General features: G+C 69.4%; 20 protein-coding genes. 12 read left to right on the top strand and 8 right to left on the bottom strand.

Annotated features, from left to right (window positions below; translation table 11 throughout):
* Position 1: 1 nt before the first annotated feature.
* The 6 genes from PV646_RS26500 to PV646_RS26475 all read left to right on the top strand — a co-directional run bounded on the left by PV646_RS26500 (position 2) and on the right by PV646_RS26475 (position 5654).
* On the top strand, positions 2-910 hold the full coding sequence (locus PV646_RS26500) for a LysR family transcriptional regulator (protein WP_500344893.1): 909 nt from the start codon (positions 2-4) through the stop codon (positions 908-910).
* Positions 911-1024: 114 nt separating this feature from the next.
* Positions 1025-2173, top strand: coding sequence for a CaiB/BaiF CoA transferase family protein (locus tag PV646_RS26495; RefSeq protein ID WP_500344892.1), 1149 nt, complete (start codon positions 1025-1027; stop codon positions 2171-2173).
* Positions 2170-2913, top strand: a complete 744-nt coding sequence (locus PV646_RS26490; protein ID WP_500344891.1) for a crotonase/enoyl-CoA hydratase family protein — start codon at positions 2170-2172, stop codon at positions 2911-2913. Before PV646_RS26495 ends, PV646_RS26490 begins: the two co-directional genes overlap by 4 nt.
* A 2-nt stretch (positions 2914-2915) precedes the next feature.
* On the top strand, positions 2916-3635 hold the full coding sequence (locus PV646_RS26485; RefSeq protein ID WP_500344890.1) for an acetoacetate decarboxylase: 720 nt from the start codon (positions 2916-2918) through the stop codon (positions 3633-3635).
* Positions 3632-4462 carry a 3-hydroxyacyl-CoA dehydrogenase NAD-binding domain-containing protein gene (locus PV646_RS26480; protein ID WP_500344889.1) on the top strand — a complete coding sequence of 277 codons (831 nt, stop codon included), beginning with the start codon at positions 3632-3634 and terminating at the stop codon, positions 4460-4462. The genes PV646_RS26485 and PV646_RS26480 overlap by 4 nt, the downstream gene beginning before the upstream one ends.
* 1 nt (position 4463) lies before the next feature.
* On the top strand, positions 4464-5654 hold the full coding sequence (locus PV646_RS26475) for an acyl-CoA dehydrogenase family protein (RefSeq protein ID WP_500344888.1): 1191 nt from the start codon (positions 4464-4466) through the stop codon (positions 5652-5654).
* A gap of 5 nt (positions 5655-5659) precedes the next feature.
* Here the strand turns inward: PV646_RS26475 and PV646_RS26470 are convergent, their stop codons facing one another.
* Positions 5660-6058 carry a TOBE domain-containing protein gene (locus PV646_RS26470; RefSeq protein WP_089916545.1) on the bottom strand — a complete coding sequence of 133 codons (399 nt, stop codon included), beginning with the start codon at positions 6056-6058 and terminating at the stop codon, positions 5660-5662.
* Between the two features lie 29 nt (positions 6059-6087).
* Complete coding sequence (locus tag PV646_RS26465; RefSeq protein WP_500344887.1) at positions 6088-7053, bottom strand: aldo/keto reductase; 966 nt, start codon at positions 7051-7053, stop codon at positions 6088-6090.
* A 171-nt stretch (positions 7054-7224) separates the two neighbouring features.
* Between PV646_RS26465 and PV646_RS26460 the strand changes: the two genes are divergently transcribed.
* Positions 7225-8085 carry a polyprenyl synthetase family protein gene (locus PV646_RS26460; protein WP_500344886.1) on the top strand — a complete coding sequence of 287 codons (861 nt, stop codon included), beginning with the start codon at positions 7225-7227 and terminating at the stop codon, positions 8083-8085.
* On the opposite strand, the gene PV646_RS26455 is transcribed toward PV646_RS26460, so the two are convergent.
* On the bottom strand, positions 8077-8982 hold the full coding sequence (locus PV646_RS26455) for an NADP-dependent oxidoreductase (protein WP_500344885.1): 906 nt from the start codon (positions 8980-8982) through the stop codon (positions 8077-8079). The two genes, PV646_RS26460 and PV646_RS26455, sit on opposite strands and share 9 nt — an antisense overlap.
* Before the next feature lie 139 nt (positions 8983-9121).
* On the opposite strand from PV646_RS26455, the gene PV646_RS26450 reads away from it, so the two are divergent.
* Positions 9122-10375 carry a helix-turn-helix transcriptional regulator gene (locus tag PV646_RS26450; protein WP_500344884.1) on the top strand — a complete coding sequence of 418 codons (1254 nt, stop codon included), beginning with the start codon at positions 9122-9124 and terminating at the stop codon, positions 10373-10375.
* On the opposite strand, the gene PV646_RS26445 is transcribed toward PV646_RS26450, so the two are convergent.
* A complete protein-coding gene (locus tag PV646_RS26445; RefSeq protein ID WP_500344883.1) occupies positions 10372-10713 on the bottom strand; it encodes an iron chaperone in 342 nt (113 codons plus the stop codon). The genes PV646_RS26450 and PV646_RS26445 overlap by 4 nt on opposite strands.
* Before the next feature lie 126 nt (positions 10714-10839).
* On the opposite strand from PV646_RS26445, the gene icmF reads away from it, so the two are divergent.
* Positions 10840-14046, top strand: a complete 3207-nt coding sequence (gene icmF / locus PV646_RS26440; RefSeq protein ID WP_500344882.1) for a fused isobutyryl-CoA mutase/GTPase IcmF — start codon at positions 10840-10842, stop codon at positions 14044-14046.
* Between the two features lie 10 nt (positions 14047-14056).
* Here the strand turns inward: icmF and PV646_RS26435 are convergent, their stop codons facing one another.
* Together PV646_RS26435 and PV646_RS26430 are read right to left on the bottom strand one after the other, a co-directional pair.
* Positions 14057-14743 (bottom strand): MOSC domain-containing protein, encoded by a 687-nt coding sequence (locus PV646_RS26435; protein WP_500344881.1) that lies wholly within the window; start codon positions 14741-14743, stop codon positions 14057-14059.
* Complete coding sequence (locus tag PV646_RS26430; protein ID WP_500344880.1) at positions 14743-15177, bottom strand: nuclear transport factor 2 family protein; 435 nt, start codon at positions 15175-15177, stop codon at positions 14743-14745. Before PV646_RS26430 ends, PV646_RS26435 begins: the two co-directional genes overlap by 1 nt.
* Positions 15178-15259: 82 nt before the next feature.
* Between PV646_RS26430 and PV646_RS26425 the strand changes: the two genes are divergently transcribed.
* Together PV646_RS26425 and PV646_RS26420 are read left to right on the top strand one after the other, a co-directional pair.
* Positions 15260-15838: a CGNR zinc finger domain-containing protein gene (locus tag PV646_RS26425; protein ID WP_500344879.1), complete on the top strand. Its 579-nt coding sequence runs from the start codon at positions 15260-15262 to the stop codon at positions 15836-15838.
* Between the two features lie 83 nt (positions 15839-15921).
* Positions 15922-17079 carry a hypothetical protein gene (locus PV646_RS26420; protein ID WP_500344878.1) on the top strand — a complete coding sequence of 386 codons (1158 nt, stop codon included), beginning with the start codon at positions 15922-15924 and terminating at the stop codon, positions 17077-17079.
* A gap of 17 nt (positions 17080-17096) precedes the next feature.
* Here the strand turns inward: PV646_RS26420 and PV646_RS26415 are convergent, their stop codons facing one another.
* Entirely contained in the window at positions 17097-17747 is a 651-nt protein-coding gene (locus PV646_RS26415; protein ID WP_500344877.1) for a hypothetical protein, read from the bottom strand.
* Between the two features lie 98 nt (positions 17748-17845).
* Between PV646_RS26415 and PV646_RS26410 the strand changes: the two genes are divergently transcribed.
* Positions 17846-19471, top strand: a complete 1626-nt coding sequence (locus tag PV646_RS26410) for a sensor histidine kinase (protein ID WP_500344876.1) — start codon at positions 17846-17848, stop codon at positions 19469-19471.
* Positions 19472-19493: 22 nt separating this feature from the next.
* Here PV646_RS26410 and PV646_RS26405 read toward each other — a convergent pair whose 3' ends face one another.
* A complete protein-coding gene (locus tag PV646_RS26405) occupies positions 19494-20147 on the bottom strand; it encodes a response regulator (protein WP_500344875.1) in 654 nt (217 codons plus the stop codon).
* Positions 20148-20200: the final 53 nt, after the last annotated feature.

The following is a 20200-nucleotide window of genomic DNA, read 5'->3' as shown; positions in this document are numbered from 1 at the left end:
CGTGGAACTGCTGCACCTCAGGTACTTCGTCGCGGTCGCCGAGGAGCTCAACTTCTCGGCGGCCGCGCGGAAGCTGCACATGGCCGCGTCGCCGTTGAGCCAGCGCGTCAAGGACCTCGAACACGAACTGGGCCGTAAGCTCTTCGACCGCAGCACCCATCACGTGGCGCTGACCGACGCCGGCACCGCCCTGCTGCCGATCGCGCGGGACGTGCTCGACCGCGTCGGGTCGATCCCGTGGCGCCTCGACCAGGCGACCAGCCGGGCCAGGACGACCGTGTTCATCGGCATGCCCGCCGGGATCCACCCGGCGCTGCGGGAACGCCTGACGGTGCTGGCGGATCGGGTGGCGGAGCGGTTCGAGGTCAAGCGGTGGCCGGGGACGACCACGGACCTCGTCGCGGCCGTGAAGGACGGCCGGCTCGCCCTCACGCTGGCCCGGTTGCCCGTGCAGGAGGCCTCCCTCGACACGGTGCACGTCATGTCGGAACGCCTCGGCGCCGTGGTGCCGGCGGATCAGTTCGAAGGCCGGAATTCGGTCAAACTGGCCGATCTCACCGATCTCGCGTATGCGAAGTCGCCGGAAGAAATCATGCCCGCATATTTCGAGCAGCTCGACCGTCAATTGAGCGAACTGGGCATCAGGAAGCGCATCCAGCTGAGCAACACCGGCTACCAGGGCACGTCGGAGATCGTGTCGAGCGGGCTCGGGTTCTCCGTCTCGATGCTCGACGAGGACAGCTCGATGCGCGGCTACCAGCTGGAGAACATGGTGGTCCTGCCCTTCGAGGACTTCCGCGCCCAGCTCGACACCGGACTGCTCTGGCGGCACGACCGGGGTTGCGGCGGCGACCTCGACGATCTCGTCGCGGTGGCGAAAGAAATCTTCGCGGAGCCGATGGTGAAATGAACAATGGTGTGACCGCTGTGGTCATGCCATTGTTCGCGACATGATCGTTCCCTTTCTCGCTGTTCGCCACTAACTTCGGTGGTGCAAGGACGAACAGGTGCGAAAGGACGAACGATGAAGGACATCACCGCCGGTCCGCTGGACGGCGTGCGCGTGATCGACCTCTCGACCGTGGTGATGGGCCCGTACGCGGCCCAGATCCTCGGAGACCTCGGCGCCGACGTGATCAAGATCGAGTCGCCTGTGGACACCGTCCGCAACGGCCGCTACCGCACCACGCCGGGCATGACCCCGTTGAGCCTCAACGTCAACCGGAACAAGCGCAGCGTCGCGCTGAACCTCAAGGACGAGGACGACCGCGAGACCGCGCTCAAGCTGATCGACACGGCCGACGTGCTGATCACCAACATGCGACCGGGCGCGCTGAGCCGCCTCGGCCTGAACTACGCCGACGTCGCCGAGCGCAACCCCGGCCTGGTCTACGCCCACGCGCAGGGCTTCCGCGGCGACTCGGACCGCGCGGGCATCGCCGCCTACGACGAGACGATCCAGGGCGCGTCCGGTCTGGTCGACATCGCGAACCGCGCGCTCGGCCGGCCCGTCTACCTGCCGACGATCATCGGTGACAAGGTGTCGTCGCTGACCATCGCCTACAGCGTGCTCGCCGCGCTGGTGCACCGGAACTCCACGGGTGAGGGCCAGCGGGTCGAGATCCCCATGGCCGACACGATGATCGCGTTCAACCTGGTCGAGCACCTCGCCGGTCACGCGTTCGTGCCGGAGGAGGGGCCGACGGGCTTCAACCTGTCGATGGCCAAGGGGCACCACGCCGTGCACACCAAGGACGGTCTGGCCTGCGTCGTCCCGTACAACCCGCAGAACTTCCGCGACTTCTTCGCCGCGGCTCAAAGGCCCGACCTGGTCGAGGACCCGCGCGTCGCCGGCGAGCGGATCGACCCCGGTGACAGCGACGACCTGATGGGCCTGGTCGACGAGTGCGCGCCCGCTCTGTCCACAGAGGAATGGGCGGAGGTGTGCGCGAAGCACAGCATCCCGTTCGGCCCTGTGCTGGAGCTGGACAGGGCGCACGAGGACCCGTACGTCCGCGACGGTCACCTGCTCGACGTCGTGCAGCACCCGAGCGAGGGCGCGATCCGGTCGATCGGCATCCCCGTCAGGTTCTCCGCCACGCCCGCCACCGTCCGCCGCCTGGCCCCGCTGCCCGGCGCCGACACCGCCGAAGTCCTGAAGGAGTTGGCATGAAACAGGTTCGCACCGAACACGTCGGTTCGGCACTGCTGATCACGATCGACCGCCCGGAGGCCCGCAACGCCGTGAACGCGGCCGTCGCGACGCAGCTCTCCGCCGCGCTGGACGAACTCGAGGCCACGCCGGAACTGCGCGTGGGCGTGCTCACCGGAGCGGGTGGCTCGTTCAGCGCGGGCATGGACCTCAAGGCCGCGCTGAAGGGTGAGTCGCCGGTCGTCGGTGATCGCGGGCTCGGCGGTCTCACCGAGGCCGAGCTGACCAAGCCGCTGATCGCCGCGGTCGAGGGGTTCGCGCTGGGAGGCGGGTTCGAGCTGGCCCTGGGCTGTGACCTGATCGTCGCCGCCGAGGACGCCAGGTTCGGACTGCCCGAGGTCAAGCGCGGCCTGATCGCCGCCGCAGGGGGAGTCGTCCGCCTGCCGCAGCGGATCCCGCACCACCTCGCCATGGAGATCCTGCTGACCGGCGAACCGATCGACGGCGTTCGCGCGGGCACGCTCGGCATCGCCAACCGGGTCGTGCCGAACGGCGAGGCCGCCGCGATCGCACTCCAGTTGGCCGAACAGATCGCCCAGAACGCCCCGCTGGCGCTCGCCGCCGTCAAGGCCGTCGTGCGCTCGCGGGACCCCTGGGCCGCACAACGCACCGAAAGCGCCCGTCTGATGAGCACGGCCGACGTCCGCGAGGGCATGACCGCGTTCGCCGAGCGCCGCGCTCCACAGTGGACAGGACGCTGATCATGCTGGGCATCACACCCCTCACCGCTCCCGCGTTTCCCGCGGTGCGGCCCCGGTTCTTCGACCGCGAGTACCTGAACATCGTCTACCGGACCGAACCGGAGGCGTTGCGGGCCGTCGTCCCCGCGCCGCTGGAGATCGACGAGCCGCTCGTCCGGTTCGAGGTCATGAAGATGAACGACGTCACCGGCTACGGGCCGTACACCGAGGCGGGCCAGGCGATCCCGGTCGTCTTCGGCGGCGAACGCGGTGAGTACCTGCACGCGATGTACCTCGACAGCTTCGCCGCCACCGCGTCCGGCCGCGAGGTCAGCGCGTACCCGAAGGTCATGGCCTCGCCGACGCTCTACGCCGACAACGGCGCTTTGGTCGGCACGCTCGACTACGGAACCATCCGGGTCGCCACGGCCACGATGGGCTACAAGCAGTTCGAACTGGACCCCCGTCAGGCTGAGGCGGAGATCACGGTTCCAACCTTCATGCTGAAGACGATCCCTGACTATGACGGAACGTTGCGAGTGCAGGAACTCGTGCGCACGGAGATCACCGACGTCGTGGTCAAGGCCGCGTACACCGGCCCGGCGCGCCTGCAGCTGTTCCAGCACGTCCTCGCGCCGCTCGCCGACCTCCCCGTGCTGGAGGTCGTCTCCGCCAGCCACGTCATCACCGACCTGACGCTCGCTCCCGCCAAGCCGGTTCACAACTACCTGGAGGTGTCATGACGACCGTCGCGGTCATCGGTGCGGGTGTCATCGGACTTTCGTGGGCCAGGCTGTTCGCCGAGCACGGTCTGACCGTGCGGGTCGTGGATCCCCGTCCTGACCTGGTCGTTCCGGACGGCGTGGAGATCGCGCCGAGCGTCGCCGAAGCCGTGCGGGACGCGGACTTCGTGCAGGAGAACGGCCCGGAGGACCTGGAGTTCAAGAAGACCCTGTTCGCCGAGCTGGTGCGCGAGGCCCCGGAACACGCTCTGCTGCTCAGTTCGTCGTCCGCGATCCCGTCCACCGCGTTCACCGCCGGCATCGACGGCTCGCGCGTCCTGATCGGACACCCGTTCAACCCGCCGCACGTGATCCCGCTGGTCGAGGTCGTACCGGGGGAGCAGACGAGCGAGGAGTCCGTGACCAGGGCCGTCGAGTTCTACCGCTCGCTCGGCCGCACCCCGGTCGTCGAACGCAAGGAGATCCCTGGCTTCGTCGGCAACCGCCTACAGGCCGCGCTCTCCCGCGAAGCCGCCTACCTGGTCGAGCAGGGCGTTGTCACGCCCGCCGACCTCGACGCGGTCGTCACGAATTCGCTCGGCATCCGCTGGGCGACCGTCGGACCGTTCCTCGGCGCCCACCTCGGTGGTGGGCCAGGCGGCTACCGGCACCTCGCCGAGCACATCGGCAAGTCCATGCAGGGCTTGCAGCTGGGCACCCCGTCGCAAGATCCCGAACGGCTCATCAAGGCCGTGGAAGACGCTTACGGCTCCTCCACGTACTCGGCGCTCGCCGAGACGCGCGACCGCAGGCAGCTCGCCGTTCTGATCGCAGTGGAGGAGAACTGACATGGACCGCCTGGAAGACCAGCTGACCGCCGACTTCTACAACTACGAGGCACTGCTGAGCGACGACGAGCGCAAGATCCTGCTCGGCGCCCGCGAGTTCATGACCACCGAGATCAAGCCGCTGGTCAACGAGTACTGGGCCAAGGGCGAGTTCCCGCACGAGCTGATCGGCAAGTTCCGCGGCGCCGGCCTCACCGCGCTGTCGTACGAGGGCTACGGCGAACACCCCGCCGCCGTCAGCAACCTGCTCACCGGCATGCTGGCCATGGAGATGACCCGCACCGACGCGTCGGTCGCCACGTTCTTCGGTGTCCACAACGGACTCGCGATGTACTCGATCTTCGCGGGCGGCTCGCAGGAGCAGCGTGATCGCTGGCTGCCGGACATGGCCGCGATGGACAAGATCGGCGCGTTCGCGATGACCGAACCGCTCGGCGGCTCCGACGTGGCGGGCGGCATGCGCACCACCGCTCGCCGCGACGGCGACGCGTGGGTGCTCAACGGCGCCAAGAAGTGGATCGGCAACGCGACCTTCGCCGACTACGTGGTGGTGTGGGCCCGCGACCTCGACGACAACCAGGTCAAGGGTTTCGTCGTGGAGAAGGGCACGCCCGGCTTCGTCGCGGAGAAGATCGAGGGCAAGATCGCGTTCCGGATCGTCGAGAACGCCGAGATCACCCTGACCGAGGTGAAGGTCCCGGAAGCGAACCGGCTGCAGAACATCAACTCGTTCCGCGACGTCGCGGAGATCCTGCGCGCCACCCGCGGCGGTGTCGCCTGGCAGGCGCTCGGCGTGATGGTCGCCGCCTACGAACTCGCCCTCGCCTACGCCAAGGAGCGCGAGCAGTTCGGCCGCCCGATCGCCCGTTTCCAGATGGTGCAGGACAAGCTGGTGCAGTCACTCGGCAACATCACCGCGTCGTGGGGCATGCTCGTGCAGCTCGCCCGGTTGCAGGACGCGGGCATCTTCCAGGACGAGCACTCGTCGCTCGCGAAGGCGTTCGTCACCTCCCGGATGCGCGAGGTCGTCGCCTGGGCACGGGAGATCTTCGGCGGCAACGGCATCGTGCTCGGTTACGACGTGGCCCGCTTCTTCGCCGACGCCGAGGCGATCTACTCGTTCGAGGGCACGCGCGAGATGAACACGCTGATCGTCGGCAAGGCGATCACCGGCGAGAGCGCTTTCGTCTAGGGACTTCAGGCCTCGGGGATCTCGACGACCACGTGCGTCGACTTGATCGAGGCCACGGCGACGCTGCCGACCTCCAGGCCGAGCTCGTCCGCGGACTCACGACTCATCAGGGACGTGACGCGGAAGGGCCCGGCCTGCATGTCGACCTGGGCCATCACCCCGTCCTTGACGACCCGCGTGACGATGCCCTTCATGCGGTTGCGCGCCGAGGCGGCCACGGTCGCACCGGGCTCGGCCACCTCGGTCATCTTCTGCGCGAACGCCGCGAGCTCCGTCCCGCTGACCCCCTTGCGCCCGTTGTCCAGCACGACGGACGCAAGGCGGCCCTGGTCGATCCACCGGCGCAGGGTGTCGTCACTGACACCGAGCAGCGCGGCGGCCTCGCTGATCCGCAAGTTCGGCACGGGCGCGAGTGTATATCCGCGTTCGCGGGTCAGGAATGACCCGCGACGCGGTGCGGCTCGTAGCCCGACTCCAGCCGCGACACCTCGTCGTCGGTGAGCTCGAAGTCCAGCGCCGCCACCGCGTCGTCGAGCTGCGCGGGCTTGGTGATGCCGACGATCGGTGCCGTCACCACCGGGTTGCGCCGCAGCCACGCCAGTGCGACCTGCGCCCGTGACACACCGCGGTCCGAAGCGACGGCGGCGACCTGGTCGACGATCGCGCGGTCCGACTCCAGGTACAAAGTGGACCCGAACTCGTCGGTCTCGGTGCGCGCGGTCGTCGCGTCCCAGTCGCGGACCAGGCGGCCGCGGGCCAGCGGGCTCCACGGGATCACGGCGATGCCCTGGTCCGCGCAGAACGGCAGCATCTCGCGTTCCTCCTCGCGGTAGAGGAGGTTGTAGTGGTTCTGCATCGACACGAACTTCGTCCAGCCGTTCGCCTGTTGCGTGAACAACGCCTTGGCGAACTGCCACGTGTACATGGACGACGCGCCGATGTACCGCGCCTTGCCGGACTTCACGACGTCATGCAGCGCTTCGAGCGTCTCCTCCAACGGAACCGAACCGTCGAAGCGGTGGATCTGGTACAGGTCCACGTAGTCCGTGCCGAGGCGGCGCAGCGAGTTGTCGATCTCGGCGAGGATCGACTTGCGCGACAGGCCGAAACCGTTGGGGCCCTCGTGCATCCGGTGGTGCACCTTGGTGGCGAGCACGATCTCCTCGCGCCGCCCGAAGTCGCGCAGCGCCCGGCCGGTGATCTCCTCCGAGGAGCCGGCCGAGTACATGTTCGCGGTGTCGAAGAAGTTGATGCCGGCGTCGAGCGCGGCCTTGACGAACGGCCGGGAGTCCTCCTCCGGCAACGACCACGGGTGGCCGCCCCGTTTCGGATCTCCGTAGCTCATCATGCCGAGGCAGATCTCGGACACGTCCATGCCGGCCAGCTTGGTGTAGCGCACTGTCAGCCCCTCAGGGATCACGGTCGGGTGATGGTGACGACAACCCGTTCACCATCGAACCTAGTCGCGCTCCCCGGATCGTGCCTCTGTTTAACACGACAGTGGTTATCGGACAGGAATGCCTGACCAGCGGGTTTAGCGTCGTTTCCCGGGCTCTGAGAGGAAACGCGCATGACGAGCATCGACGTGGTCGCGCCGCCGCAGCACGTGCTGGAGCGCGCCCGAGCCGCGGTCGAGCCGTTGCTGGGCGCGGCGCTGGCGGAACTTCCGGACGAAACGCGCGAAGTGGTCGAGCGCGGGCTCGTGCGGCAGGACTTCTCGACGGCCGCGCTCGTGCTGCTCTCCGCCGAGGCGTTCGGTGACGCCGAGGTGACGAAAACCGCTGTCGCGCTGGAGTTCGCGCACCTGCACGAGCGGCTGCACGCGGACCTCATGGCTCGCGGGCCGTTGCGGGAGGCGTTCGGGGCAGACCGGGTCGTCTCGGCGGCCGACGCCCTGCTCTCGCTCGCCTGCGCCCGCCTCACCCGGTCCGGGGTGATGATCCTCAACGTCGCGCTGATGTCCGTTGTGGACGGTTACGTCCAGGAGATCGGCATGGAGGAGCGCGACGACGTGGACATGTCCGAGCACCTGGGGGTGGCGGCGGCAAAGCACAGCGCCCTCACCGCGGCGGCGTGCGAACTCGGCGCGCTGGCGGCCGGTGCGAGCGCGAGCCAGGCCCGTCACCTCAGGGAGTTCGGCGACGACGTCGGCCTGGCGCGCAAGCACGTCGACGACGTCCTGGCCCCGCAGGACGGTCACCGCACGCTCCCGGTGGTGGCGGCGGCGTGCGCGGGCATCACCGTCGACGGCGCGCGGAAGTGGTGCGAGCAGCAGGCAGACCTGCTGCTCGCCCGTGCCCTGAACCACCTGCGGCAGTGCGGTCCGAGGGCACGGGCGGCGAGCGAGCTGTCCGCGCTGGCCGAGGAGATCACGATCGCCCGGTGCCGGCCGGTCGTGCCTCCTCAGGCCGTCGCGGCACCGTCACTCTGACGGGCGCAGCACCACCTTGCCCGCCGCGTGCCCGGTCGCGACGAGGTCCTGCGCCTTGCCCGCGTCGGCCAGCGGCAGGCTCTGCGCGACCCGCACGGTGAGCTTGCCCTCGACCACGAGCCGGGCGTACTCGCCGAGTCGCGAGCCGAACGGCGCGCCGCCACCGGAGAACGTGACGCCGAGTCCGGCGGCCGCGGGGTCGGCGATGGTGATGACCCGGTCGGTGCCGCCGGCCAGTTCGACTGACACCGGCAGGTCGCCCTGCCCGGCGGCGTCGTACACGGCGTCGACGCCCTGCGGCGCGGCGGCGCGGACCCGGTCGGCGAGGCCTTCGCCGTAGGCGACCGGGATGGCGCCGAGCGAGCGCAGGTAGTCGTGGTTGCCGGGGGAGGCGGTGCCGACGACCGTGGCGCCGCGGGCCACCGCGAGCTGGACGCCGACGGCGCCGACGACACCCGCCGCGCCGTGGATCAGCAGTGTGTCGCCCTCGCCGACCTTCAACGCGTCGAGCACGCGGACCGAGGTCTCGACGGCGACGGGCAGCGCGGCGGCGGTGTCCCAGTCGAGGTCGGCGGGCTTCAGGGCGAACTCGGTGGCCAGCGCGTACTCGGCGTACGCGCCGGTGTCGGTCCAGCCCAGGACCTGGTCGCCGACCTCGACGCCGGTGACGCCCTCGCCGACCTGGTCGACGATGCCGGCCGCCTCCGCGCCGGGGGTCACCGGGAACGGCGGTGCCATCTGCGGCATCCAGCCGTTGCGGATCTTGTGGTCGAGCGGGTTGACCGCCGCCGCCACGACTTTCAACCGCACCTGTCCGGGACCGGCCTGCGGCTCGTCGACCTCGGTCAGGCTCAGCACTTCGGGGCCGCCGAACGTGGTGTAGGTGATCGCCTTCATCTCTGACTCCGGGTGCTTGTCGTTTGGTTGACATGTCAACACTAGCGAGCGCGTGAAGTCGGAGTGGCCCGTACTTCGGCTAGTTCGACCTAGCCGAACGGCCAGCCGGACACTCGGCCGGGCGGACTACGCTCGAGTCATGGACCTGCAGAAGGCCGCTCAGGTGATCCAGGCGCCGCTGGGCGAGACGTTGGCGCAGCTGTCCGAGGTGTTCGCCGAGGACATCCCCCACCGGGCGATCGCGGAGCTGTCCAACTGCTCGTTCGCGCCGTTCAAGTTCCGCGGCGAGGCGCGGCGGCCGTCGGTCACGATCACCGACCTCGCCACCCTGCAGGCGGTGCTGCCCTCGAAGGGACCCTGGCAGGGCCGGGCGGTCATGGCCGGGGTCGACGTCCCGGTGGTCGTGCTGGTCAGTGACCTCTCCGTGCCGAGCGCGATGCTGGTGCTCCTGCGCGCTGATGACACGCCTGTGCCGCAGGAGGTTCTAGAGCCCGCCAACGCGGTGTGGGACGTCGTCACCGCGCACATGGAGAGCATGCGCAACGAAGCGGTGCCCGCCACTCTCGCCGTGTCACGCGCAGCGGCGGCGGCACGCGCCGTGGCCATCTCCGACCTCAGTGACGCCTATGGCGCCTCGCTGACCGCACTGCTCGGAGTGCTGCGCGACCGCGACGGGGACGACTCGGCGGTCCGCTCGCGTGCAGTCGACCTCGCCGTCACCGCGCTGGTCGAACTGCGGGCGCGGGCCGACCTCGACCGCGCGCAGACCGAGGAACGCGCGGGCGACGCGTTCGAACGGCTCGCGGAGTCCTTGCGTCGGGTCCTGCGCGGCCGTGACGTGCGACTCGACCTCGGCCCGCCCGGCGCGGAGGAGGGCGCGGACCGGGTGGTGCCGACCGAGGTCTCCTCGACGGCCGCCGCCGTGGTCCGCTCGACCGTGCACGCGATGCTGGACGACCAGGGCGGTGTCAGCCGCGTCCACATCGGCTGGAAGATCGTCGGGGCCGTGCTGCGCGCGACCGTGCGGGACGACGGCCCGGGCACCCTGTCGTGCGGCAGCCTCGACCAGCGCCGCGTCCCGGAACGCCTCGGTCCGCTCGGGGGCCAGGCGGAGGTCGACGCGGTGCCGGGCTGGGGCGCGACCGTCACGATCGAGGTTCCGCTCGGACCGCCGGAGACGCCGCGCGAGGACCCGCTCACCGTGCTGGGCGCGCGGGAGCTGGAGGTGCTGGCGCAGCTCGCCCGTGGCCGGCGCAACCGCGAGATCGCCGGTGAGCTGCACATCAGCGAGTCCACGGTGAAGTTCCACGTGGCGAAGATCCTGGAGAAGCTCGGCGTCGGTTCCCGTGGTGAGGCCGCCGCGATGGCGCACGAGTGGGGCGCCGCCCGTTAGCCGATCTCGCCCATCCGCTGCCGGACCAGGTCGCGGACCACGTCGTCGGGCAGCGGCCGGTCCACCGTGAACCGGACCGTGCCCTTGGACAGCGAGAACCCGGCCAGCCGCTCGCGCACCACGTCCACGGCCGCGGGGCTGAACGGGAACACGGCCAGGTGATCTTTCGCCGCCTTGAACCCGAGCAGCGGCTTGCCCTTGAGCCGGAGCGCCGCCATGCCGTAGCTCGTGCCCTGCTCGGCGTCCGGCGCGACCTTCTCGGCCAGCGCGCGGATCCGTTCGAACGCGGCCCGCGCCGGAGCGTCGAGGCCCGCGAAGTAGTCGTCGACTTCGGCCATGCGGGCACGCTACCGGCGCGAAGTGCTCCACGAGCGAACCTGTGGCAGGCGGCGGGATCATGCTCGATACAGAGACCTGGCCCACCCTCGGTTGCACGTCCAATAGTAGGAAGTCAAACTATTCTCATGGCGACCACTCTGCACAAGCCGGCGAACCCGGTGCGCTTTGTGACCGCGTCCAGCCTTTTCGACGGCCACGACGCGGCGATCAACATCATGCGGAGGATCCTGCAGTCGCAGGGTGCGGAGGTCGTCCACCTCGGCCACAACCGGTCGGTGTCGGAGGTCGTCGACGCGGCGGTCCAGGAGGACGCGCAGGGCATCGCCATCAGCGCGTACCAGGGTGGGCACGTCGAGTACTTCTCGTACCTGGTCGAGCTGCTGAACGAACGCGGTGCCGGGCACATCCGGGTCTACGGCGGCGGTGGCGGCGTCATCGTCCCCGAGGAGATCGAGCTGCTGCACTCGCGCGGGGTCGCGCGGATCTTCTCGCCGCAGGACGGGCAGACGCTCGGCCTCGCGCGGATGATCAACCTGATGATCGAGGAGTGCGATCACGCGCTCACCGAGCCGTTCAGCCACGACGCGCTGCTGACGGGAGCCGACGAGGCCCTGGCGCGCGCGATCACGCACATCGAGGCCGGTACCGCCGAGCCCCTGGAGACCACGCGCAAGGTGCCGGTTCTCGGCATTACTGGCACCGGTGGCTCGGGCAAGTCGTCGCTCACCGACGAACTGGTGCGCCGGTTCCGGCTCGATCAGCAGGACAAGCTGCGCATCGCCGTGCTCGCCGTCGACCCGACGCGCCGCCGTGGTGGTGGCGCGCTCCTCGGTGACCGCATCCGCATGAACTGCCTCGACGGCGATCGCGTGTTCTTCCGTTCGCTGGCCACGCGCCGTGCGGGTAGCGAGATCCCGGACGGCCTGGAGCAGGCCATCGTGGCGTGCAAGGCGTCCGGTGCCGATCTGGTCATCGTCGAGACGCCCGGTATCGGCCAGGGTGACGCGGCCATCGTGCCGTTCGTCGACTTCTCGCTGTACGTGATGACGCCGGAGTTCGGTGCCGCCTCCCAGCTCGAGAAGATCGACATGCTCGACTACGCGGACGCCGTGGCGATCAACAAGTTCGAACGCCGTGGCGCCGAGGACGCGCGCCGTGACGTCGCACGGCAGATGGTGCGCAACCGCGAGGCGTTCGGCGTGAAGTGGGAGGACATGCCGGTCTACGGCACGTCCGCGGCCACGTTCAACGACGACGGTGTGACGGCGCTGTACCAGTTCCTGCGCGACGGCCTGATCGAGCACGGCCTGCACACCGAAGAAGGCGCGCTCGTCACCGTGGCCGGCAAGACGTCGACCTCCGCGTCCACGGTCGTGCCCGCCGCCCGTGCCCGCTACCTCAGCGACATCTCCGACACCGTGCGCGGCTACCACCGCAGGACCGACGAGCAGGTCGCTGCCGTCCGCACGCACACCCAGCTCTCCGGCGCGCAGAAGGCGTTGGAGGCCGCGGGCAAGGGCGTCGCGGACATCGCCGAACTGGTGTCCGATTCCGAGCGCAGGCTCGACCGCGACACGACGGAACTGCTGGGCGCGTGGCCCGCGACCGTCGAGCAGTACTCCGGCGACGAGCTGGTGTTCAAGGTGCGCGACAAGGAGATCCACACGTCGCTGACGCGGGAGACGTTGTCCGGCAACAAGGTCCGCCGGGTCAGCCTGCCGCGCTACGACGACGAGGGCTCGCTGCTGCGGTTCCTGCGCAAGGAGAACCTGCCGGGCTTCTTCCCCTACACCGCAGGGGTCTTCCCGTTCAAGCGCGAGGGCGAGGACCCGGCGCGCATGTTCGCGGGCGAGGGTGACGCGTTCCGCACGAACCGCCGCTTCAAGTACCTGTCGAAGGGCAACCCGGCCACGCGCCTGTCGACGGCGTTCGACTCGGTGACGCTCTACGGCCGCGACCCCGACACCCCGCCGGACGTCTACGGCAAGATCGGCACGTCCGGCGTCTCGATCGCGTCGCTGGACGACATGAAGGCCCTGTACGACGGCTTCGACCTGGTGGCGCCGACGACGTCCGTGTCGATGACGATCAACGGCCCGGCGCCGACGATCCTCGCCTACTTCCTCAACACCGTGATCGACCAGCAGGTCGCCGTGTTCACGGAGAAGGAGGGACGCGCGCCGTCCGCGGAGGAGCACGCGAAGCTCAGGGCGTTCGCGCTGGCCAACGTTCGCGGCACCGTTCAGGCCGACATCCTCAAGGAGGACCAGGGCCAGAACACCTGCATCTTCTCCACGGAGTTCTCGCTGCGCATGATGGCGGACATCCAGGAGTGGTTCATCCAGCAGCAGATCCGCAACTTCTACTCGGTGTCGATCTCGGGCTACCACATCGCCGAGGCCGGGGCGAACCCCATCAGCCAGCTCGCCTTCACGTTGGCCAACGGCTTCACCTACGTCGAGTCGTACCTCGCGCGCGGCATGAACATCGACGACTTCGCGCCGAACCTGTCGTTCTTCTTCTCCAACGGCATGGACGCCGAGTACAGCGTCATCGGACGCGTGGCGCGTCGTATCTGGGCCGTGGCCATGCGGGACCGCTACGGCGCCGCGGAGCGTTCGCAGAAGTTCAAGTACCACGTGCAGACGTCGGGCCGTTCGCTGCACGCGCAGGAGATGGACTTCAACGACATCCGCACGACGCTGCAGGCCCTCTGCGCGCTGTACGACAACTGCAACTCCTTGCACACCAACGCTTACGACGAGGCGATCACCACTCCCACGGAGTCGTCCGTCCGCCGTGCGATGGCCATCCAGATGATCATCAACAAGGAGTGGGGCCTCTCCGCGAACGAGAACCCGCTGCAGGGCTCGTTCGTGATCGACGAGCTCACCGACCTCGTCGAAGAGGCCGTGCTCATGGAGTTCGACCGCATCTCCGAACGCGGCGGCGTGCTCGGTGCGATGGAGACCGGCTACCAGCGCGGCCGCATCCAGGACGAGTCGATGCTCTACGAACAGCGCAAGCACGACGGCTCGCTGCCGTTGATCGGCGTCAACACCTTCCTGCCCGAGGACGGCACGCGCGAGGTCGTGAAGATCGAGCTCGCCCGTGCCACCGAGGAGGAGAAGGAGTCGCAGGTCGACCGCACCCGCGCCTACCAGGCCGCGCACCGCGACGAGGCCCAGAAGGCGCTGACGCGGCTGCGTGAGGTGGCGCAGACGAACGAGAACGTGTTCGCCGTGCTGATGGACGCGGCCCGCGTCTGCACGCTCGGCCAGATCACCGAGGCGTTCTTCGAGGTGGGCGGGCAGTACCGCCGCAACATCTAGCCGCGGGTTCCTAGACGGCGTAGGGCCGGCCGACGATCCACCCGCCGATGTGGCCGGGGAGTTCGTCGGTCGGCACCAGCTCGACGGTGTCTCCGACGTTCACGACACCGGGCTGGATCACCCAGCTGTCCAGGCACAGCACGCCGCCGAACTCGTGCCGGATCCGCCGGTGCACGTCGAGGTCCTGCGCGCCGGTGTCCGGGTCGATCGTCGTGACCACGCACCGCGCGCGCTGCTGGTACATCCCGATCACCACGTCGCCGACGACCAGCGCGTGCCCCGGCCAGGACTCCTCCTCGCCGGGCTCGACGCCGCCGATCAGGATGTTGGGCCGCAGCCGTCGCACGTCGACGCCCGAGGCCTCGACCTGGCCGTCCGTGGCCACCAGGACGTTGAGCACGTCGAAGCGCTCAGGGCCGGTGTAGCGGGTGAGCCTGCCGCCGAACGGGAGCACCTTCTCGTGCGCCTGCCAGCTGTCCCACGGGTGTCCGTCCACCAGTGGTCCGTCGGGGCCGGTGGAGGCGGGGATGGTGAGCAGGCCGTAGCGGGTGCGGCCGGTCAGCACGCCGCGCGGGCCCTGCACGTGCACCAGCCGGTCGCCCTCGACGCCGTCCGGGGTGAAGGTGGCCTGCTGGAGTTCTTCGCCGCCCAGTGACTTCACCGGGAACCGCCACAGCGCCTTGACGTGCACGTTCATCACTCCTGCGGGATCTCGTAGGTGGAGTTCGGGTCGACGCGGCGGTCCGATTCGGCGATCTTCACGTCGTTGATGCTCGCCTCGCGCCGCGACATCAGGCCGGACTCGGCGAACTCCCAGTTCTCGTTGCCGTAGCTGCGCCACCACTGGCCCTTGTCGTCGTGCCACTCGTACTGGAAGCGCACGGCGATGCGGTCGCCGCTGAACGCCCACAACGACTTGCGCAGCACGTACTCGTGTTCGCGTTCCCACTTCCTCGTCAGGAACGCGACGATCTCCTCGGTGCCGTGGACGAAGTCCGACCTGTTGCGCCACACCGAATCCGGTGTGTACGCACCGGCGACGCGAACCGGGTCCCTGGTGTTCCAGGCGTCCTGGGCCGCCTGCACCTTCAGGCGTGCGGTTTCGGCGGTGAACGGGGGCGTGAGTGTCACGACGGTCCTTCCATGCGACGGTCCTTCCAACGGTTGCTCGAAGCTGCAAACGTTAGAACTTTGGCCTAACGGATGCAAGCCCGTGTTACCGTTAGACGTGCTGACGCCCGACGAACCCCGCCCGGTCCTGCTGATGAACACCATCTGGGTCAATCGGTCGCAGGTGCACGACGACCTGACGACTGTCGGTGGGCTTCGCGACTTCCTGGGAGTTCCGGCGGACCAGGCCGATCTGACGGCGTTCCTCGCGTTGCGGCAGGCGTTGCGGGACCTGGCCGGCGTGCTGACCGAGGACACGCGTCCGGTCGCGCGGGATCGTGACCTGGAACGGGCCGTGGGTGAGGTCAACCGTGCGGCGCGCAGTGCGCAGCGATGGCCTCAGCTGCTCGTTCAGGACGGCGAACTGTTGCGGCACAACGAGAGTGATGGATCACTCGCTGATCGCGAACGCGCCTCGATCGCGGCCGAGGCCGTCGAGCTGTTCACCGGTGAGGGCAGGGTTCTGTTGCGCGCCTGTTACGCACCGGGCTGCGTGCTGTACTTCGTGAAGGACCACCCGCGCCGTGAATGGTGCTCGCCCTCGTGCGGCAACCGGGTCCGCGCGGCCCGACACTACCGGCGCAATCGGGGTGAATCCCCTGGTCCGAACGGGTTTTCCTGATCAGTGGGGGTAAACATGAGCCGCCCCGGTTCCGATTAAACGGACAACAGTTGGGCGCGTTTTGTGTGTGGTGGTGATCCACGATGTCCAGAGAATCCGTGCCAGGGCACGACATCAGCTATCACCTCGTCTGCTTCGACGAGACGGGCAACGAGCGGGGGCGCGACAGCGCGGACGTGCTGTACGACGCCCGCCAAGGCGTCACCGACGTCTTCTTCTTCATCCACGGGTGGAACGGCGACGTGCCGGCCGCCCGTGAGCAGTACGGGCAGTGGGTCAGGACGATGGCCGACTGCCGGGCCGAACGTGAAGCGGCACACCGGCTTCCCGGCGGTTTCAAATCCCTGCTCGTCGGCCTGCACTGGCCGTCGAAGGCGTGGGGCGACGAGGACGTGCGGTCGGACGAGTTCATCAAGGCGCAGGCGAACCGTCTCGGCGGGGGCGCCGGACGCATGGCCGCCGTGCGCACGATCGTCCAGGCCGCGCGGCAACACCCGTGCCGCATGTCGCCGACGGTCAAACAGGCCTACGACTACCTGGATGCCTCGGTCCCCGACCTGCCGGGCGAGGACGGGATGGCGTTCGACGCCGAGCAGCTCTACCGGGCGTGCCTGGAGGACCCGGCGCTGGGCGGGATCCTGTCACCGCTGCGGATCCTGACGTTCTGGAAGATGAAGCGGCGCGCCAAGGTCTTCGGCGAGAGCGGAGCGGCGCGCATCGCCCGTGAGGTGGCGCAGGCCGCTCCACGGGCACGCATCCACCTGATGGGCCACAGCTTCGGCTGCATCACCGCCACGGCGATGGCGAACGTGGTGCCCGCCGCGACGCTGACCCTGGTGCAGGGCGCGATGTCGCTGTGGTCGTTCGCGGAACGGCTCCCCGGCGAACCCGGCTCCGGCCACTTCCGCGGCGTGCTGGGCCGGGTGCCCGGTCCGATCATCGTCACCACGTCGTCGAACGACTACGCGATCGGCAGGTTCTACCCGCTGGCCGCGCGTTCGGGCCGTCAGGTCGACCTGGACGAGTACCCGAAGTACGGCGGCATCGGCTCGCACGGCGTGCAGGGCACCTATGCGCACGGCCACCGGATCGGCGCTCCCGGTGAACTCTCGCGCGGGCAGGTGCACAACGTCGACTGCACGTCGGTGATCCGCCGCATCGACGGGATCGCGGGCGCCCACAACGACATCTGTCATCCGGAACTGGCCCGGTTGCTCTGGAAGGCGGTGATGGCGCGCTAGCGACCGTCCACCGAGGACTACCCCTCACCCAGCCGCAGGACCATCTGCGGCACCAGGGTGTTGCCGAGGCACGGGCGCAGGTCGGCGCGCAACGCGGACAGGCTCATCGGGTGCGGCGCGGGGTGGACGCTGATCCCGACGGTTCCCGCGGTCAGCACGACGCGCTGCATCGCCTGTCCCGCACGGATCTCCGCCGCCGCGCCCTGGTTGAACGTGCACAGCACGAGCTCGGCGCCGGTGCGGACGTGCAGCCACGCCCGTTCCACCTCGGCCGCCCGCGACAGCAGGCCGCGCCACGAGGCCAGCTCGGGGAAGGTCGTCCACGTGCGACGGTTCGTGCGCAGGGCGTGCAGCAACGCCAGCACGTCCGGGCTCGGCTCCTGGTACCCGCCGAGCCTGATGGCGGCGGCCGCGTCGTGCGCGCTCGGGCCGGGCAGCAGCGTCACGAGTGGACGGATGCCGTGGCCCTGCAGCGCCAGCCGGACGTTGAGCAGGGCGACCCCGCAGGCGAGCCGTGTCTCGCGGCTGTGCGGAGAGGAGGTGTGCAGCTCGATCTGCTCCGGGCGTACCTCGAAGCGCACGCCGGAGACCGCGGCCATCGCGAGCGCGAGGACGCCGCGCACGTCCTCACCCGCTAGGCCGAGTGAGTCGGGTACGGCGATGGTCATGGGCACCACTGTCCGGCCGTCCGCTCGGGTCAGCCACGGTCGAAGGTCCCCATTTGCTAGGGCCGTGCGGGGCCGAAAAGTGTGCGAATCTAGGCGGCGTGCCTGACGTGCCTGGTCGCCGCGACCTCGACGAGCTCCTCGACGAGGTCCGAGACCGCATGGACGAGATCGTGACCGCCCGCGACCACATGCAGGAGCTCCTCGGCGCGGTGCTCGCCGTCGCGTCCGGTCTGGAGCTCGAGCCGACGCTGCTGCGCATCGTCCAGGCGGCCGTGGACCTGGTCGGCGCCCGCTACGGCGCGCTGGGCGTGCTCGGCACCCGTGACGACCTCTCGGAGTTCCTGCACGTCGGCGTGGACGAGGTGACGCGTGCGTCGATGGGCCACCTGCCCGAGGGCAAGGGCCTGCTCGGCCTGCTCATCAAGGACCCGACGCCGTTGCGCCTGCGCGACCTCGCCCAGCACGAGATGTCGGTCGGCTTCCCGCCCAACCACCCGCCGATGCACAGCTTCCTGGGCGTGCCCGTCCGCGTGCGCGACGAGGTGTTCGGCAACCTCTACATGACCGAGAAGATCGACGCGGCCGAGTTCACCGCCGACGACGAGGCCGTCCTGCAGGCCCTGGCCGCCGCCGCAGGCATCGCGATCGAGAACGCCCGCCTGTTCGAACGCTCCCGCATGCGCGAGAAGTGGCTCGAGGCGATCGGCGAGGTCAACTCGGAACTGCTCGGCGGCGCGTCCGGCGAGTACGCGCTGCGCCTCATCACCCAGCGCACCGTGGAACTGGCCGGCGCCGACTCGGCCCTCGTCGTCCTGGGCGACGGCCGGCACACCCCGCTGTCCGTCGCCGCCAGCGCGGGTGTGAAGGTCGACGACTTCGCCGCCGCCGACCACGTCGTCGACGAGGTGATCCGCTCCGGCGTCCCGTTGCTGGTGAACGACCTCGGCTCGGCCTTCGGCCCCGCCCTGGCCGTGCCGCTGCGCTCGGAGATGGGCGTGACGGGCGCGCTGGTCGTCCTGCGCCGGTGCGGCGAGACCCGCTTCCTGCCGGACCAGGTCCCGATGCTCGCGTCGTTCGCGGACCAGGCCGCCGTGGCCCTGGAGTTCGCCGAACAGCAACGCTCCCAACGCCTCCTCGACGTCCTGGAGGACCGCGACCGCATCGCCAGGGACCTGCACGACCACGTCATCCAGCGCCTGTTCGTCACCGGTCTCACGCTGCAGGCCACCCTGCGCCGCATCACCGAACCCGAGGTGGCCGCCCGCCTGCGGACCGCGGTGGAACAACTCGACGAGACGGTCCGCGAGATCCGCACGTCCATCTTCGACCTGCACTCGACCGACAACACCTCGCTGCGCCGCCGGTTGCTGGACCTGGTCGCCGGCCTCACCGAGTCCACGCACCTCAAGCCGTCCATCCGCATGGCCGGCACCGTGGACAACTCGGTCCCGCCCGAACTCGCCGAACACCTCGAGGCCGTCGTGCGCGAGGCCGTCACGAACTGCGTGCGACACGCCTCCGCCACCGAGTTGACGGTGCTGATCGACGCCGGGGAGGACGTCGTGATCACCGTGCAGGACAACGGGGTCGGCATCCCGGCGGACGCCGCGCGCAGCGGTCTGCGCAACCTCGCCCACCGCGCGTCGCAGTTCGGCGGGTCGCTGGAGGTGCGGGTTCCCGACGGTGGCGGGGCGTGCCTGGTGTGGCGGGTTCCGCTCTCCTAGCGGCGCGGTTCACTCGAACGCACTAGTGCGTGGGCTTGTCGCCGTCCTTGCGGAACTGCGAGGCGAACACGGCGGCCTGCGTGCGGCGTTGCATGCCGAGCTTCGCGAGCAGGTGCGAGACGTAGTTCTTCACGGTCTTCTCGGCGAGGAACATGCGCTCGGCGATCTGGCGGTTGGTGAGGCCCTCGCCGATCAGGTCGAGGACGGTGCGCTCCTGCTCGCTCAGCATGCGCAGCGGGTCGCCCTCCTCGCGTTCACGGCGGATCCTGTTGAGCAGCGCCGAGGTCGTGCGGGCGTCCAGAAGGGACTGTCCTGCCGCGACGGTGCGGACGGCGTTGACCAGGTCCGCGCCGAGGATCTGCTTCAGCACGAAGCCGGAGGCGCCGGCCATGATCGCGTCGAACAGGGCCTCGTCGTCGGCGAAGCTCGTCAGCATCAGGCACTGCAGGCCCGGGATGCGGCTGCGCAGCTCGCGGCACAGTTCGATGCCGTTGCCGTCGGGGAGCCTGATGTCGAGCACCGCCACGTCGGCCTGGGAGCCCGGCACCTTGGCCAGGGCCTCCGCCACCGACGCGGCGTCACCGACCACCTCCAGATCGGACTCCTCGCCGAGCAGGTCCGCCACGCCGCGGCGGACGATCTCGTGGTCGTCGACGAGGAAAACACGCGTCGCCATGAGGGTCACGGTAGCCCAAAGACCCTGACATGAGGGGACCATCGGCACGCGGC

The organism is Streptomyces sp. ID05-26A (assembly GCF_033794685.1).
Taxonomy (GTDB): Bacteria; Actinomycetota; Actinomycetes; order Mycobacteriales; family Pseudonocardiaceae; genus Lentzea.
This window is presented reverse-complemented; position numbering and strand designations above follow the sequence as displayed.

Bases quoted from the DNA above. Each gene is read 5' to 3' on its own strand.
- PV646_RS26415 (WP_500344877.1), bottom strand. From the start codon at position 17,747: ATGACCATCGCCGTACCCGACTCACTCGGCCTAGCGGGTGAGGACGTG.
- PV646_RS26455 (WP_500344885.1), bottom strand. From the start codon at position 8,982: ATGAAGGCGATCACCTACACCACGTTCGGCGGCCCCGAAGTGCTGAGC.
- PV646_RS26485 (WP_500344890.1), top strand. From the start codon at position 2,916: ATGCTGGGCATCACACCCCTCACCGCTCCCGCGTTTCCCGCGGTGCGG.
- PV646_RS26495 (WP_500344892.1), top strand. From the start codon at position 1,025: ATGAAGGACATCACCGCCGGTCCGCTGGACGGCGTGCGCGTGATCGAC.
- PV646_RS26475 (WP_500344888.1), top strand. From the start codon at position 4,464: ATGGACCGCCTGGAAGACCAGCTGACCGCCGACTTCTACAACTACGAG.
- PV646_RS26445 (WP_500344883.1), bottom strand. From the start codon at position 10,713: ATGGCCGAAGTCGACGACTACTTCGCGGGCCTCGACGCTCCGGCGCGG.
- PV646_RS26490 (WP_500344891.1), top strand. From the start codon at position 2,170: ATGAAACAGGTTCGCACCGAACACGTCGGTTCGGCACTGCTGATCACG.
- PV646_RS26450 (WP_500344884.1), top strand. From the start codon at position 9,122: ATGGACCTGCAGAAGGCCGCTCAGGTGATCCAGGCGCCGCTGGGCGAG.
- PV646_RS26460 (WP_500344886.1), top strand. From the start codon at position 7,225: ATGACGAGCATCGACGTGGTCGCGCCGCCGCAGCACGTGCTGGAGCGC.
- PV646_RS26480 (WP_500344889.1), top strand. From the start codon at position 3,632: ATGACGACCGTCGCGGTCATCGGTGCGGGTGTCATCGGACTTTCGTGG.
- PV646_RS26420 (WP_500344878.1), top strand. From the start codon at position 15,922: ATGTCCAGAGAATCCGTGCCAGGGCACGACATCAGCTATCACCTCGTC.
- PV646_RS26405 (WP_500344875.1), bottom strand. From the start codon at position 20,147: ATGGCGACGCGTGTTTTCCTCGTCGACGACCACGAGATCGTCCGCCGC.
- icmF (WP_500344882.1), top strand. From the start codon at position 10,840: ATGGCGACCACTCTGCACAAGCCGGCGAACCCGGTGCGCTTTGTGACC.
- PV646_RS26435 (WP_500344881.1), bottom strand. From the start codon at position 14,743: ATGAACGTGCACGTCAAGGCGCTGTGGCGGTTCCCGGTGAAGTCACTG.